At 63.0% G+C, this 13,171-nt stretch carries 16 protein-coding genes; 8 read left to right on the forward strand and 8 right to left on the reverse strand.

From position 1 onward, the window contains the following. Nucleotides 1-3: 3 nt before the first annotated feature. Nucleotides 4-1,509: an Asp-tRNA(Asn)/Glu-tRNA(Gln) amidotransferase subunit GatB gene (gatB, locus tag HHL25_RS07570; RefSeq protein WP_169588724.1), complete on the reverse strand. Its 1,506-nt coding sequence runs from the start codon at nt 1,507-1,509 to the stop codon at nt 4-6. A gap of 68 nt (nt 1,510-1,577) precedes the next feature. Here gatB and HHL25_RS07575 point away from each other — a divergent pair, with 68 nt between their 5' ends. After that, nucleotides 1,578-1,991, forward strand: coding sequence for a DUF1294 domain-containing protein (locus tag HHL25_RS07575; protein ID WP_246701703.1), 414 nt, complete (start codon nt 1,578-1,580; stop codon nt 1,989-1,991). On the opposite strand, the gene HHL25_RS07580 is transcribed toward HHL25_RS07575, so the two are convergent. Further along, nucleotides 1,988-2,497, reverse strand: coding sequence for a GNAT family N-acetyltransferase (locus HHL25_RS07580; RefSeq protein ID WP_169588726.1), 510 nt, complete (start codon nt 2,495-2,497; stop codon nt 1,988-1,990). The genes HHL25_RS07575 and HHL25_RS07580 overlap by 4 nt on opposite strands. Nucleotides 2,498-2,928: 431 nt before the next feature. Here HHL25_RS07580 and HHL25_RS07585 point away from each other — a divergent pair, with 431 nt between their 5' ends. After that, nucleotides 2,929-3,186, forward strand: coding sequence for a YjhX family toxin (locus HHL25_RS07585; protein WP_169588728.1), 258 nt, complete (start codon nt 2,929-2,931; stop codon nt 3,184-3,186). A 57-nt stretch (nt 3,187-3,243) separates the two neighbouring features. Here HHL25_RS07585 and gatA read toward each other — a convergent pair whose 3' ends face one another. The 3 genes from gatA to HHL25_RS07600 form a co-directional block, all read right to left on the reverse strand. Beyond that, nucleotides 3,244-4,725 carry an Asp-tRNA(Asn)/Glu-tRNA(Gln) amidotransferase subunit GatA gene (gatA, locus tag HHL25_RS07590; protein ID WP_169588730.1) on the reverse strand — a complete coding sequence of 494 codons (1,482 nt, stop codon included), beginning with the start codon at nt 4,723-4,725 and terminating at the stop codon, nt 3,244-3,246. A gap of 91 nt (nt 4,726-4,816) precedes the next feature. Then, entirely contained in the window at nt 4,817-5,104 is a 288-nt protein-coding gene (gene gatC / locus HHL25_RS07595; RefSeq protein WP_169588732.1) for an Asp-tRNA(Asn)/Glu-tRNA(Gln) amidotransferase subunit GatC, read from the reverse strand. 69 nt (nt 5,105-5,173) lie between these two features. Continuing rightward, complete coding sequence (locus tag HHL25_RS07600; RefSeq protein WP_169588734.1) at nt 5,174-5,878, reverse strand: metal-dependent hydrolase; 705 nt, start codon at nt 5,876-5,878, stop codon at nt 5,174-5,176. A gap of 204 nt (nt 5,879-6,082) precedes the next feature. Here HHL25_RS07600 and HHL25_RS07605 point away from each other — a divergent pair, with 204 nt between their 5' ends. Continuing rightward, complete coding sequence (locus tag HHL25_RS07605; RefSeq protein WP_169588736.1) at nt 6,083-6,382, forward strand: alkylphosphonate utilization protein; 300 nt, start codon at nt 6,083-6,085, stop codon at nt 6,380-6,382. Between the two features lie 17 nt (nt 6,383-6,399). Continuing rightward, a complete protein-coding gene (gene ruvX / locus HHL25_RS07610) occupies nt 6,400-6,897 on the forward strand; it encodes a Holliday junction resolvase RuvX (RefSeq protein ID WP_169588738.1) in 498 nt (165 codons plus the stop codon). Here the strand turns inward: ruvX and HHL25_RS07615 are convergent. After that, nucleotides 6,831-7,166, reverse strand: coding sequence for a DUF6105 family protein (locus HHL25_RS07615; RefSeq protein WP_169588740.1), 336 nt, complete (start codon nt 7,164-7,166; stop codon nt 6,831-6,833). The two genes, ruvX and HHL25_RS07615, sit on opposite strands and share 67 nt — an antisense overlap. Further along, the gene (locus HHL25_RS07620) at nt 7,163-7,342 is read right to left on the reverse strand and encodes a hypothetical protein (RefSeq protein ID WP_390624500.1); all 180 of its coding nucleotides are present in this window, start codon (nt 7,340-7,342) and stop codon (nt 7,163-7,165) included. The genes HHL25_RS07615 and HHL25_RS07620 overlap by 4 nt, the downstream gene beginning before the upstream one ends. 248 nt (nt 7,343-7,590) lie before the next feature. Here HHL25_RS07620 and HHL25_RS07625 point away from each other — a divergent pair, with 248 nt between their 5' ends. Then, nucleotides 7,591-8,526 carry an AEC family transporter gene (locus tag HHL25_RS07625; protein ID WP_169588745.1) on the forward strand — a complete coding sequence of 312 codons (936 nt, stop codon included), beginning with the start codon at nt 7,591-7,593 and terminating at the stop codon, nt 8,524-8,526. Here the strand turns inward: HHL25_RS07625 and HHL25_RS07630 are convergent. Then, a complete protein-coding gene (locus HHL25_RS07630) occupies nt 8,508-10,160 on the reverse strand; it encodes an acyl-CoA dehydrogenase family protein (RefSeq protein WP_169588747.1) in 1,653 nt (550 codons plus the stop codon). The genes HHL25_RS07625 and HHL25_RS07630 overlap by 19 nt on opposite strands. A gap of 122 nt (nt 10,161-10,282) precedes the next feature. Here HHL25_RS07630 and HHL25_RS07635 point away from each other — a divergent pair, with 122 nt between their 5' ends. The 3 genes from HHL25_RS07635 to plsY are packed head-to-tail and all read left to right on the forward strand — an operon-like array spanning nt 10,283 to nt 13,167. Next, the gene (locus HHL25_RS07635; RefSeq protein WP_169588749.1) at nt 10,283-11,239 is read left to right on the forward strand and encodes an aspartate carbamoyltransferase catalytic subunit; all 957 of its coding nucleotides are present in this window, start codon (nt 10,283-10,285) and stop codon (nt 11,237-11,239) included. Continuing rightward, on the forward strand, nt 11,236-12,528 hold the full coding sequence (locus tag HHL25_RS07640; protein WP_169588751.1) for a dihydroorotase: 1,293 nt from the start codon (nt 11,236-11,238) through the stop codon (nt 12,526-12,528). The genes HHL25_RS07635 and HHL25_RS07640 overlap by 4 nt, the downstream gene beginning before the upstream one ends. Before the next feature lie 21 nt (nt 12,529-12,549). Then, nucleotides 12,550-13,167 carry a glycerol-3-phosphate 1-O-acyltransferase PlsY gene (gene plsY, locus HHL25_RS07645; RefSeq protein ID WP_169588753.1) on the forward strand — a complete coding sequence of 206 codons (618 nt, stop codon included), beginning with the start codon at nt 12,550-12,552 and terminating at the stop codon, nt 13,165-13,167. The last annotated feature ends 4 nt before the right edge of the window (nt 13,168-13,171 follow it).

Here is a 13,171-nt window from a genome sequence, read left to right on the forward strand (position 1 = left end):
GGCCTACTCCTCGACGATGCCGAGCTTGGCCTTGACGAGGGCCTGCACGGCCTGCGGGTTGGCCTTGCCGCCGGTCGCCTTCATCACCTGGCCGACGAACCAGCCGGCAAGCGTCGGCTTGGCCAGCACCTTGGCGACCTGGTCGGGGTTGGCGGCGATGATCTCGTCAACGGCCTTTTCGATGGCGCCGGTGTCGGTGACCTGCTTCATGCCGCGCGCTTCGACGATTTCGGCTGGATCGCCGCCTTCGTTCCAGACGATCTCGAAGAGGTCCTTGGCGATCTTGCCGGAGATGGTCTCGGCCTTGATCAGGTCGATGATGCCGCCGAGCTGGGCGGGCGAAACCGGAGTCTCTTCAATGGCTTTGCCGGCTTTGTTCAAGGCACCCAGGAGGTCGTTGATGACCCAGTTGGCGGCCGTCTTGCCGTCGCGGCCTTCGGCCACGGCTTCGAAATAGTCGGCGATCGCCTTTTCCGAGACGAGCACGGAGGCGTCGTAGACCGACAGGCCTAGCTCGCGGACGAAACGGGCCTTCTTGTCGTCCGGCAGTTCCGGCAGGTCCTTCTTCAGGTTCTCGATGAAGGCATCGTCGAATTCGAGCGGCAGCAGGTCCGGATCGGGAAAATAGCGGTAGTCGTGCGCGTCTTCCTTCGAGCGCATCGAACGGGTCTCGCCCTTGTTCGGGTCGAACAGGCGGGTTTCCTGGTCGATAGAGCCGCCGTCTTCCAGAATAGCGATCTGGCGACGGGCCTCGTATTCGATCGCCTGGCCGATGAAGCGGATCGAGTTGACGTTCTTGATCTCGCAGCGCGTGCCGAACTCGCCGCCTGGCTTGCGCACGGAGACGTTGACGTCGGCGCGCATCGAGCCCTCGTCCATGTTGCCGTCGCAGGTGCCGAGATAGCGCACGATCGAGCGCAGCTTGGTCATGTAGGCCTTGGCTTCGTCGGAGGAGCGCATGTCGGGCTTCGACACGATCTCCATCAGGGCGACGCCGGAGCGGTTGAGATCCACGTAGGACATGGTCGGATGCTGGTCATGCATCGATTTGCCGGCATCCTGTTCGAGATGCAGACGCTCGATGCCGATCTCGATGTCCTCGAAATTGCCCTGGCGGTCCGGTCCGAGCGAGATGATGATCTTGCCTTCGCCGACGATCGGGTCCTTGAACTGCGAGATCTGGTAGCCCTGCGGCAGGTCCGGATAGAAATAGTTCTTGCGATCGAAGATCGAGCGCTTGTTGATCTGGGCCTTGAGGCCGAGGCCGGTGCGCACGGCCTGCGCCACGCATTCCTCGTTGATCACGGGCAGCATGCCGGGCATGGCGGCATCGACGAGCGAGACGTTGGCGTTCGGCGCATTCCCGAAGGTCGTCGAAGCGCCGGAGAAGAGCTTCGACTGGCTCATCACCTGGGCGTGGACTTCCATGCCGATAACGATTTCCCAGTCGCCGGTTGCTCCCGGGATGAGGCGTTTCGGATCGGGCGTGCGGGTGTCAACAAGGGTCATCGGCTGCTCGTGTCATGCGTTGTTTTCGTATCGGTTGAGGTAGAGCAAATGGTGCGGAGGCGCAAGGCTTGTCGGGCCTGGACGAGCGATCGCGGGACAGGTGCGGCGGACTTTGCCAAGCGTTAATCCGGATCGGCCATCATGGCTCGATGCCAAGCGAAACGAGCCTAACCCTCCTTGCTATCCTCGCGCTCTACAACGTCGTGGTCTTCTGCGTATACGCCTGGGACAAGCTGGCAGCACAAAACGGTGATTGGCGGATCCGGGAAGACACGCTTCTTGGCCTTGCCTTCTTCGGCGGAGGCGCGGGCGCCTTCCTCTGCCAGCGCCTCATGCGCCACAAGACGCGCAAGCCGCCATTCCGGGTAGCGCTGCCGGTACTCTTCATTCTGCAAACGGTCATCATCGGCGTGGCGGTTCTCGCTCCAGGCCCGGCGCTCGCGGCCATCCGCTCGACCCTCACGATTTTCCGCGGCTTCTAGAACTCCTGGCCATAGGCCGGGACGGCAGGCGCGGCGAGCTGTTTCGACAGGCCGACCGACTGGATGTCGCGGTCGAGCTTGGGATTGTAGGCCGTGGTCAGCCAGTGGACCGCGTAGCCATGCTTCTCGAAAAAGCCGACTGCCTCGACATTCATCGCGTGTGTCTGAAGGCTCGCCCTGGTAAATCCCTGATGGACGATTTCTTTCTCGATCTCGGCGAGTAGCGCGGTCCCCAGACCCTGCCGCTGAAAATCAGGATCGATCCAGAAATCAGTGATGTTCTCGTCAAGATGTTCCCGCGCCGCCCAGCCGGCCGGCTGGCCGTTCTTGTCGATCACCGAAATCGTCAGCCACTCACTGTGGGTGAAGTTGACGAAGGCGCTGCGGGCGCTTTCGACCATCGACTTGGTCTCGCCGACGAGGACCATCGCCTTTTCCCAGGCCCGAAGGCCGATCTCGGCCAACAGGTCCGCCTCGTCGCGGCGCGCATTGCGTATGGTGATCATCGGCGGTCCATCCTTCGATCGCAGTAGACCATCCGAGGAAGCCATTTTCCAGTCTTGAACCCGAACGATAGTCTTCCAGCGCATATTATGCATACACATCAATGCCTTGGCGCATCGTCCCGGATACTCCTCGAACATGCGGAACCATTCTCGTCCGGCGAGAAGGCCTTGTGACCGAATCACCACGGCACCGCGACAAGACGTCCCGCCGCGGCTCAGGTGGTTGACGAAGACAGGCGGCGCGCCCATGTTGAGTATGCAACCAATGGAGTGTGGATGTTCGGTTCGTCCGAGACCCGGTAAGGGCCCCTGCCCGCGATCAATTCCGATCCGCGCGCACGGGCCAGTGAAAAACGCATAGCCCCGACGCCGCACGGCGCCGGAAACGGTTTTTCATGCGCTCTTCAAGAGCGCTATCCGGATCGACAATCATGGACATCTCTCGCGCCGAACAGCGCATCCTCCACCTGCTCGCCCAGGGCGGGCGCATCGAAATCACCCGCGACGAAAACCACAGAATAGAGAAGATCCAGCTCTTCACCCGCGAAGGCTGGATGTTCACCGGCCTCGACGTGATCGCCTTCCGCAAGCTGAAACAGAAAAAGGCCATCAGGTCACAAGGCGGCAAACCCTACCGCATCACAGAACGTGGCTTGGTGCTGGTCCGGTCACAGCCGGACAACAGGTAGCGGAAACGAAAGCGGCGCCCCTGGGCGCCGCTTTTTTGCATTTCGATAGCGCGCGGATTACCACCACTTCGCCGGGGTGAACTTGCCGGCGGCCTGTTCGATGACGTGGGCGGTCTTGAAGAGGGTTTCCTCTTCGAACGGCTTGCCGATCAGCTGCAGGCCGAGCGGCAGGCCCTTCGAGTCGAGGCCGGCGGGAACCGACAGACCGGGCAGGCCGGCCATGTTGACCGTCACCGTGAAGATGTCGTTGAGGTACATCTTGACCGGATCGGCAGCCAGTTCCTTGTCGCCGATGGCAAAGGCGGAAGACGGAGTTGCCGGGGTCAGGATCGCATCGACGCCGGCGTGGAAGGCCAGTTCGAAATCACGCTTGATCAGCGTGCGGACCTTCTGGGCCTGCAGGTAATAAGCGTCATAGTAGCCGGCCGAGAGCACATAGGTACCGATCATGATGCGGCGCTTGACCTCGGTGCCGAAGCCGGCGGCGCGGGTCTTCTCATACATGTCGGCAATGTCCTTGCCGTCGACGCGCAGGCCGTAGCGCACGCCGTCGTAGCGGGCCAGGTTCGACGAGGCCTCGGCGGGCGCGACGATGTAGTAAGCCGGGAGCGCATACTTGGTGTGCGGGAGCGAGATGTCGACGATCTCGGCGCCGGCATCCTTCAGCCAGGAGATGCCCTGGCTCCACAGCGTCTCGATCTCGCCCGGCATGCCATCGACGCGGTATTCCTTCGGGATACCGATCTTCATGCCCTTCAACGACTGGCCCAGCGCCGCCTCATAGTCCGGAACCGGCAGGTCGACGGAGGTCGTGTCCTTCGCGTCGACGCTTGCCATCGACTTCAGGAGGATTGCGGCATCGCGAACGTCGCGGGCGATCGGGCCGGCCTGATCGAGCGAGGAGGCGAAGGCGATCGTGCCCCAGCGCGAGCAACGGCCATAGGTCGGCTTGATGCCGACGGTGCCGGTAAACGCTGCCGGCTGGCGGATCGATCCACCCGTGTCGGTCGCGGTCGCGCCGGCGCAGAGATGGGCGGCCACGGCAGCGGCCGAACCGCCGGACGAGCCACCCGGCACCAGCTTCTCGTCGGAGCCCTTGGCCTTCCAAGGATTAACGACCGGTCCGTAATGGGACGTCTCGTTGGACGAGCCCATGGCGAACTCGTCCATGTTGAGCTTGCCGAGCATCACGGCGCCGTCATCCCAGAGGTTCTGCGTGACGGTCGATTCGTATTTCGGCTTGAAGCGGTTCAGGATGTCCGAGCAGGCCTGGGTGTGAACGTCGCGGGTGGCAAACAGGTCCTTGATGCCGAGCGGGATGCCTTCGAGCGCGCCGGCCTTGCCTTCGGCATAGCGGGCATCGGAAGCCTTCGCCATCTCGCGGGCCTTTTCCGGCGTCACGGTCACATAGGCGTTGATCACGTCATTGGCGGCCTCGATCGCCTGGATATAGGCATCGGTCAGTTCGACGGCCTTGATCTCCTTCGCGGCCAGTTTGGCGCGGGCTTCGGCAATGGTGAGGCTGGTCAGTTCGCTCATGAGGTCGGTTCACTTCAGAATGCGGCGCTCGGCTTGAAGCGCCCGGATAGCGGGATCGGCGGCGACGGGAGGCGGCGGGCGCTCTCCCCGGTTATTCAACCACCTTCGGCACCAGGAAGAAGTTGCGGTCGGTTTCCGGCGCATTGGCGACGATGTCGTCGGCCTTGTTGCCGTCATTGACGACATCCTGGCGCTTCTTCATCGCCATCGGGGTGACGGACGTCATCGGCTCGACACCGGAGACGTCCACCTCGGAAAGCTGCTCGACGAAACCGAGGATACCGTTGAGCTCACCCATCATCCGCTGGGCTTCTTCCTCGTTCAAGGCAATGCGAGCCAGATGCGCGACGCGCTTGACGGTCTTGAGATCAACGGACATCGGTATTCTCCAGGTCTTTAGTTTCCTCCGCTATAATGGCCGCAAAGCTCTGGCGCAACGGGGGATTTGTCAGAGGTCGACGCTATGACCGGCCGCCGGCGTAGCCACCCGCGTACGGGTGCCTTCCATACCGAGGACGAATTTCTCCGGGGTCTGGTCGATGATCGGAAACGAGCCGTAGTGGCAAGGAATCGCCGTCTTGAAATCGAAGAAGCGCTGGCAGGCGAGCGCGGCCACGGCACCGCCCATGGTGAAACGATCACCGATCGGGACGATGCCGATGTCGGGCTGATGCAGTTCGTTGATCAGCTTCATATCGGAGAAGATGTCGGTGTCGCCCATGTGAAGCAGAGAGGCATCGCCTTCGAAATGCATCATCAGGCCGTTGGCGCTGCCGAGCGAATGGGAAACCCCATCCTCGCTGATATGGGCAGACGAGTGAAGAGCGTTGGTGAAGGTCGCGCTGAACCCTTCAAAACCGATCGTGCCCCCGGTGTTGCCGGGTGAGAAATTCTTCAATCCCTTGTGAGCCAGCCACATGCAGAGATCGAAATTGGCGACAACCGTGGCGCCCGTCTCGTTGGCGATCTGCAGCGTGTCTCCGACGTGGTCGCCGTGACCGTGGGTCAGCAGGATGTGGGTGATGCCGGCCGTCGCATCCTTGGGGTCAAGACCGACAAAACCGGGGTTGCCGGTGAAGAACGGATCGATGAGGATGCTGGCCTTGGCCGTGTCGACACGAAATGCGGAATGGCCGAGCCACGTTATCTTCATGATGTTCTCCCTTCGATGCTTTGCCCGGAATATATGCCATGCCCGGTCGACGGCAACCGGGTTCTCATCAAACGTCCGGCACGTCTTGTTGCACGCCGCCCACGTGTAGGATAAGCCGCGGCTACCAGCCTTCGGGTTGGCAAGGCCGCCCTCACCGCTCCGGTCGTCCGGCCGAACCTCAACCCTTTACGACAGGAGACCAGAATGGCCGACGACGACGATTATGTATATGACGAAGTGACCGGCGAATGGCGCCCGGCCTCCGAAATGGCAGCAGCGGCCAACAGCAAGCCGGTCGCCAAGGATGCCGCCGGCAACGTTCTGGCCGACGGCGATTCCGTAACGCTGATCAAGGACCTCAAGGTCAAGGGCACGAACACCACCCTCAAGCAGGGAACCGTGATCAAGTCGATCCGCCTGACGGAGGATCCTGAGGAAATCGATTGCCGGCACGACACGGTCAAGGGACTGGTGCTCCGGACCGAATTCGTGCGCAAACGCTGATTGGCCGGGGCAGCAGCATGACCACGCTCACCATCGAAGAACTCGCGGACATGCTGCAGCCCCGACAGGCGATTGCCGGGCTCGATCTCGGAACCAAGACCATCGGGCTCGCCATGTCCGACCTCGGGCGGCGCTTCGCCACGCCGCGCACCGTCATCAAGCGGGTGAAGTTCACTCAGGATGCAGAGGTCCTGCTGGCCTTCGCCGCCAAGGAAAACGTCGCTGCCTTCGTCATCGGGCTGCCGATGAACATGGACGGGTCTGCCGGACCCCGTGTCCAGGCCACCCGAGCCTTCGTGCGCTCGATGTCGGAAAAGACCGACATTCCCTTCATCTTCTGGGACGAAAGGCTGTCGACGGTCGCGGCCGAACGGGCTTTGCTGGAGATGGACGTATCGCGGGCCAAGCGCAGCGAGCGGATCGATTCCGCCGCGGCGAGCTTCATCCTTCAGGGCGCCTTGGACAGGCTGTCGATGCTCGGCAAAACGGCCGCGCGGGGATCGGACGCCGACTGACGGGCCGCCCACCAGGCAGCTATCTTCCTGCGACGACGAAATGCAATAATCGAGAAGACGATGGCGCTGTCGACCACGATGGCGCGCGCCACCAGCGGCGGAATGGTCTCCGGCGGCAGGCCGAGCGCGTGGCCGTAGACGGCAAACACCAGGTCATGTGCCTGCCGGGTCAGCATGAAGATGCCGAAATTCATGTCGTAGTAGGAAAGACTGTACCAGCTGCCAAGCAGCAGGATCGGAAGTGCCCACAGGACCAAAAAGACTTTCACGCGGGTGTTCCCTTCCATCGCCGTGACAAGGACCAGCCGCCCGAAAGCGATTCGGGCCAGGACTGGACCAGCCAGTTCGACACCGCCATGGCGCCGAGCACGACCGTCGGGACCGCGATGTCCAATGCGAGGCCGGCAAAAAAAGCAACCATGACGACGGTCAACGTCACTCTCACCAATCCGGTTCCCATTGCGATCCGCCTGCCCGCCTTCCTTGTCTTGAAGAAAGACTGGCCTGTTAACCCGAGGCTCGCAACGTAAACCCTTTGTTAAGGTTAACGGGCGTTGGGGATAACCTGCAAGTCTCGGGGGCCACGATCCCCGTTCAACTCTTCTCGATCGGTGGCGGGCGCGGGTTTGCGTACGCGCATGGCGAACTGCTAGGTACGTTCCCGGTCCCCAATCGGCAGCGGAAAGCCAAAGCATGCTCGTGATCTTCGAAAGCGTCCTGCCGATCTTCCTGCTGGTGCTGCTAGGTGCGCTCCTCAAGCGCTGGCCGCTCATCAATGACAGCCTCTGGGACGGGCTCGAGCAGTTCGGATTCTATGTCCTCTTCCCTGCCCTGCTCTTCGAAACGCTCGCCAAGGCCGATTTCGCCGCCATGGATACCGGAGATGTCAGTGCGAGCGCGCTTGCCGCCGTCGGGATCATGTCCGCCCTGGTGCTTGCGCTCTGGCGCCCCCTCAACCGGTTCGGGATCGAGGGGCCGGCCTTCACCTCGATCTTCCAGACCGCGACGCGCTGGAACGGCTTCATGGCACTGGCCATCGCCGAGAAGCTCTCCGGCCCGGTCGGATTGACCGTGGTTGCGGTGGTGATGGCGGTGATCATCATTCCGCTCAACGTCATCAATGTCGCCGTGATGATCTGGTTTTCGGGCAACGGCCGAAGCCTTCGTGATTTCGCCCTGAAGATCGTCTCCAACCCGATCATCCTCGGATCGGCCTTCGGCGTGCTGGTCAATCTTTTCAGGATCCCGGTCTACGAACCAGTCATGACCGCAGTCGAACTGGTCGCCAATTCGTCGCTCGGCCTCGGACTGATCATGGTCGGCGCAGGCCTGAGAGTGATGGACGCGCTGAGACCGCAGCCGAACGTGCTGCTCGGCTCGGCGCTCAAGCTGCTGGTCTTTCCGCTGGTGATGGCGGGCACGGCCCTTTTCTTCGGCGTCGAGGGAGAGGCGCTGGTTATGCTGATCCTCAGCGCGGCCGTGCCGACGGCTATGAACGGCTATATCCTTGCCAAGCAGATGGGCGGAGACGCACCGCTCTATGCGGCAACGGCGACCGTCCAGACGGTCGCCGCAGTGTTCACCATTCCGCTGGTCCTCTACTTCGCCAGTCAGCTCGCCGCGGGATAGAGCAGGTCGAGCACGTAGCGGGCGTCGAACCGGGCGTCGAGCACACCATAGGTGTGACGCCAGCCGCCCGCGAGACGTGATTCGAGGAAGGCGTCGGCGATCTTGCCGGCACCGAGCTTGTAGAGCTCGGCGGCAGCCGCCGCGAGTGCGAGTTGCTCGATCAACAGGCGGGCAGCTCCCTCGTCCCGCTCGGCAAGAGCGGTTGCGACGCGCAGGACCTCGACGGTCTTCTTGCCGGAGGCGCCCAGATCCCGCTCAAGGCCGGCGAAAATGGTCTCGAACAGGTCCTTGCCGCGACTGAGCACCCGCAGAACGTCAAGCGCCATGACATTGCCGGAGCCTTCCCAGATCGCGTTGACCGGGGCCTCGCGGTAGTGACGCGCGATCGGCCGCTCCTCGATGTAGCCGCTGCCGCCGATGCTCTCCATGGCCTCGTAGATGAGGGCCGGCGCGATCTTGCAGATCCAGTATTTGACCACCGGCGTCATCACCCGCGCATAGGCGGCGTCGACGGCGTTCTCGCGGGCGCGGTCGAACGAGTCGGCAAGCTTGAAGGCAAGCGCCGTGGCCGCAGCCACGTCGAGCGCCATGTCGGCAAGCACCCGCGTCATGATCGGCTGGTCGATCAGCTTCTTGCCGAAGACGGAGCGGCCGCGCACGTGGTGCACGGCTTCGGCCATAGACGCGCGCATGATGCCGGCGGATGCGAGCGCGCAATCGAGGCGCGTCAGCGTCACCATGTCGAGGATGGTGCGGATCCCGTCACCCGGCGTGCCGAGGAGGAAACCGAAGGCATCGGAGAACTCGACTTCGGAAGACGCGTTCGAGCGATTGCCGATCTTGTCCTTCAGGCGCTGGAACTGCAGTCCATTGGCCGAACTGTCCTCGAGCAGCCGCGGAACGAGGAAACAGCCCATGCCGTCCTTGGTCTGGGCGAGCATGACGAAGGCATCGCTCATCGGCGCGGACATGAACCACTTGTGACCGGACAGGCGATAGATGCCCTCGCCGACCCGCTCGCCGGCGGTGGTGTTGGCGCGCACGTCGGTCCCGCCCTGCTTCTCCGTCATGCCCATGCCGATGGTGACGGCCGTCTTCTGCATGGCGGGCTTGTTGGAGGAGTCGTATTTGCGGGCGAGGATCTTCGGAACCCACTCCTTCTGCACCTGCGGCGAGGCGACCAGGGCGGCCACCGAGGCACTCGTCATGGTCAGCGGGCAGAGATGGCCGCATTCGAGCTGGGCGGTCAGGAAGAAGCGCACGGCTCGGGCCAGGTGTTCGTGACCACGGGCATCCGGCTGGTTCTCCCAGACGGAGGAATGCAAGCCGACCGACATCGACCGACGCATCAGGGCGTGCCAGGCAGGATGGAACTCGACGACGTCGAGCCTCTCGCCGCGCACGCCATGGGTGCGAAGCTGCGGCGGGCTCTGGTTGGCCATGCGCGCCAGTTCCTGCGCCTCGTGGGAGGTCACGTACTTGCCGATGACGTCGTATTCCTCGCGCAGGGCGCGCGAAAGTCCGGCCGTCAGATCGACGATCAGGGGGTCGGAACGATAGGCATTGATACCGGACCAGGGTTTTGGCTGGTTCAGTTCCGCGAGTTTTTCTTCAGTCCGGTTCATAGAGCTCATGCCGATCTTCTAGACGAAATTGATTGATTTAACATGGGGACCGCGCCGCTATCCACATAGCATATGCTTGCCCCCCGGCGTGGCCTTCTTTATAGACCGCGTGACATCTGCGGAGGACGTCCATGGTCTTCTTTCCCCATCGCCATCTCATCGGCATCAAGGGCCTTACCGAACAGGACATTACCTACCTGCTCGACAAGGCAGACGAAGCCGTCAAAATCAGCCGCCAGCGCGAGAAAAAGACCTCCACGCTTCGCGGCCTCACCCAGATCAACCTCTTCTTCGAAGCCTCGACCCGGACGCAGTCCTCGTTCGAGCTCGCCGGAAAACGGCTCGGCGCCGACGTGATGAACATGTCGGTGGGCAATTCTTCGGTGAAGAAGGGCGAGACCCTCATCGACACCGCAATGACGCTGAACGCCATGCGCCCCGACGTGCTGGTGGTCCGCCACTCCTCGGCTGGCGCGGCAGCCCTTCTCGCCCAGAAGGTCGCCTGCTCGGTCGTCAATGCCGGCGACGGCCAGCACGAACATCCGACGCAGGCGCTGCTCGATGCGCTGACAATACGGCGCGCCAAAGGCAAGCTGTCGCGCATCATCGTGGCAATCTGCGGGGATGTGCTTCACTCGCGCGTCGCCCGCTCGAACATTCTCCTCCTCAATGCCATGGGCGCCCGCGTCCGGGTCGTCGCGCCGGCAACCCTCCTGCCCTCGGGCATCGCCGACATGGGCGTGGAAGTCTTCCATGACATGAAGGAAGGACTGAAGGACGCCGACGTCGTGATGATGCTGCGCCTGCAGCGCGAGCGCATGTCGGGCGCCTTCGTGCCTTCGGTGCGGGAATATTTCCACTTCTACGGCCTCGACGCCGAGAAGCTGAAGGCTGCCAAGGAGGATGCACTCGTGATGCATCCGGGCCCGATGAACCGCGGCGTCGAGATCGCCTCGGAAGTTGCCGACGGGCCGCAAAGCGTGATCGAACAGCAGGTGGAAATGGGGGTTGCGGTGCGCATGGCCGTGATGGAGGCGCTGCTCGTCTCGCAGAACCAGGGTCCCCGCAGCGAAGGAATGGGCGCATGACCAGGCCGCTCGTCTTGAAGAATGTCCGCATCGTCGATCCGTCGCGCAAGCTGGACGAAGTCGGCACGATCATCGTCGGCGAGGACGGCCGGATCCTTGCAGCCGGCGCAGATGCCCGCAACCAGGGCGAACCGGCCGGTGCGGAAGTCCGTGACTGCAGCGGGCTCACCGCCATTCCTGGTCTCGTGGACGCGCGCGTGTTCGTCGGCGAACCGGGCGCCGAGCATCGCGAGACGATCGCGTCGGCCAGTCGTGCGGCCGCCGCCGGCGGCGTGACGTCCTTCATCATGATGCCGGAAACCGATCCGGTGATCGACGACATCGCGCTTGTCGAATTCGTCAAGAAGACCGCCCGCGACAAGGCCGTCGTCAACGTCTATCCGGCTGCGGCCCTCACCAAGGGGCTGGACAGCAACGAGATGACCGAGATGGGCCTGCTGCAGGAAGCCGGAGCGGTCGCCTTCACGAACGGCCGCCATGGGCTTCACGACACGCAGGTGCTCCGCCGGGCCATGACCTATTCGCGCGAATTCGGCGCCGTCATCGCGCTCGAGACCCGCGAAAGATACCTCGCCGCCAACGGCGTGATGAACGAAGGTCTGCTCGCCAGCTGGCTCGGCCTTTCGGGCGTGCCGAAGGAGACGGAGATCATTCCGCTGGAGCGCGACCTCAGGATCGCGGGCCTCACCAAGGCCAAATACCATGCCGCCCAGATTTCCGTCCCGGAATCGGTCGAGGCGATCGAGGTGGCGCGCAAGCGAGGCACCAAGGTGACCTGCGCGATCTCGATCAACCACCTCGCCCTCAACGAAAACGACATCGGCGAATACCGCACCTTCTTCAAGCTCTATCCGCCGTTGCGCTCCGAAGACGACCGGATGGCTATGGTCCAGGCGCTTGCCGACGGCAAGATCGACATCGTCGTCTCGTCGCACGATCCGCAGGACGTCGACACCAAGCGTCTGCCCTTCGGCGAAGCTGCCGACGGGGCAATCGGACTGGAGACCATGCTTTCGGCGGCGTTGCGCCTGCATCACGCCGGCCAGGTTCCGCTGATGCGCCTGATCGACGCGATGTCGACCCGCCCGGCGGAAGTCTTCGGCCTCGACGCCGGCACGCTGAAGCCGGGCGCCCGTGCCGACATAGCATTGGTCGACATCGACGAACCCTGGCTCGTCGCCAAGGAGCAGTTGCTGTCGCGCTCGAAGAACACGCCGTTCGAGGACGCGCGCTTCTCCGGCCGGGTCGTGGCGACCTATGTCGCCGGCAAGTGTGTGCATCTCGTGTAACCGGGCCATCAGGGGGATACCGTGCCAAGCGTCAACTTTCTCGCAATCGGCTGGCCGGCGGTCATCGCCGTTCTCAGCCTCGGTTATCTCCTGGGCTCGATCCCGTTCGGCCTCGTTCTCACCCGAATGGCGGGCCTCGGCGACCTGCGCTCGATCGGCTCGGGCAATATCGGCGCGACCAATGTTCTGAGAACCGGCAACAAGAAGCTCGCCGCCGCGACCCTCCTGCTCGATGCGCTGAAGGCGACGATCGCCGCCGTGATCGCGCAGGCCGTCTTCGGCGCCAATGCCGGACTGCTCGCCGGCTTTGCTGCCTTCATCGGCCACCTTTTCCCGATCTGGCTCGGCTTCAAGGGCGGCAAGGGTGTCGCAACCTATATCGGTACGCTGCTTGGCGTCGCGCCCCTGATGGTGCTGGTGTTCGCGGCAGCATGGCTTTCGGTCGCCTTCCTGTCGCGCTATTCCTCGCTCTCCGCCCTGGTTGCAACGCTTGTCGTTCCGGTTGTATTGTGGTTCACCGGCAGCCATGAGGCGGCGATCGTGACCATCGTGATGACCGCGATCACCTATTGGCGCCACAAGGCCAACATCGAAAGACTGATTGCGGGAACCGAGAGCAAGATCGGACAAAAGGGATAGGTCG

The organism is Rhizobium terricola (assembly GCF_012927355.1).
In the GTDB taxonomy this organism is placed as follows: Bacteria; Pseudomonadota; Alphaproteobacteria; order Rhizobiales; family Rhizobiaceae; genus Allorhizobium; species Allorhizobium terricola.

Excerpts from the sequence above, each read along its gene's own strand:
- gatB (WP_169588724.1), bottom strand. The coding sequence starts at position 1,509 with ATGACCCTTGTTGACACCCGCACGCCCGATCCGAAACGCCTCATCCCG.
- HHL25_RS07580 (WP_169588726.1), bottom strand. The coding sequence starts at position 2,497 with ATGATCACCATACGCAATGCGCGCCGCGACGAGGCGGACCTGTTGGCC.
- HHL25_RS07585 (WP_169588728.1), top strand. The coding sequence starts at position 2,929 with ATGGACATCTCTCGCGCCGAACAGCGCATCCTCCACCTGCTCGCCCAG.
- gatA (WP_169588730.1), bottom strand. The coding sequence starts at position 4,725 with ATGAGCGAACTGACCAGCCTCACCATTGCCGAAGCCCGCGCCAAACTG.
- gatC (WP_169588732.1), bottom strand. The coding sequence starts at position 5,104 with ATGTCCGTTGATCTCAAGACCGTCAAGCGCGTCGCGCATCTGGCTCGC.
- HHL25_RS07600 (WP_169588734.1), bottom strand. The coding sequence starts at position 5,878 with ATGAAGATAACGTGGCTCGGCCATTCCGCATTTCGTGTCGACACGGCC.
- HHL25_RS07605 (WP_169588736.1), top strand. The coding sequence starts at position 6,083 with ATGGCCGACGACGACGATTATGTATATGACGAAGTGACCGGCGAATGG.
- ruvX (WP_169588738.1), top strand. The coding sequence starts at position 6,400 with ATGACCACGCTCACCATCGAAGAACTCGCGGACATGCTGCAGCCCCGA.
- HHL25_RS07625 (WP_169588745.1), top strand. The coding sequence starts at position 7,591 with ATGCTCGTGATCTTCGAAAGCGTCCTGCCGATCTTCCTGCTGGTGCTG.
- HHL25_RS07630 (WP_169588747.1), bottom strand. The coding sequence starts at position 10,160 with ATGAGCTCTATGAACCGGACTGAAGAAAAACTCGCGGAACTGAACCAG.
- HHL25_RS07635 (WP_169588749.1), top strand. The coding sequence starts at position 10,283 with ATGGTCTTCTTTCCCCATCGCCATCTCATCGGCATCAAGGGCCTTACC.
- HHL25_RS07640 (WP_169588751.1), top strand. The coding sequence starts at position 11,236 with ATGACCAGGCCGCTCGTCTTGAAGAATGTCCGCATCGTCGATCCGTCG.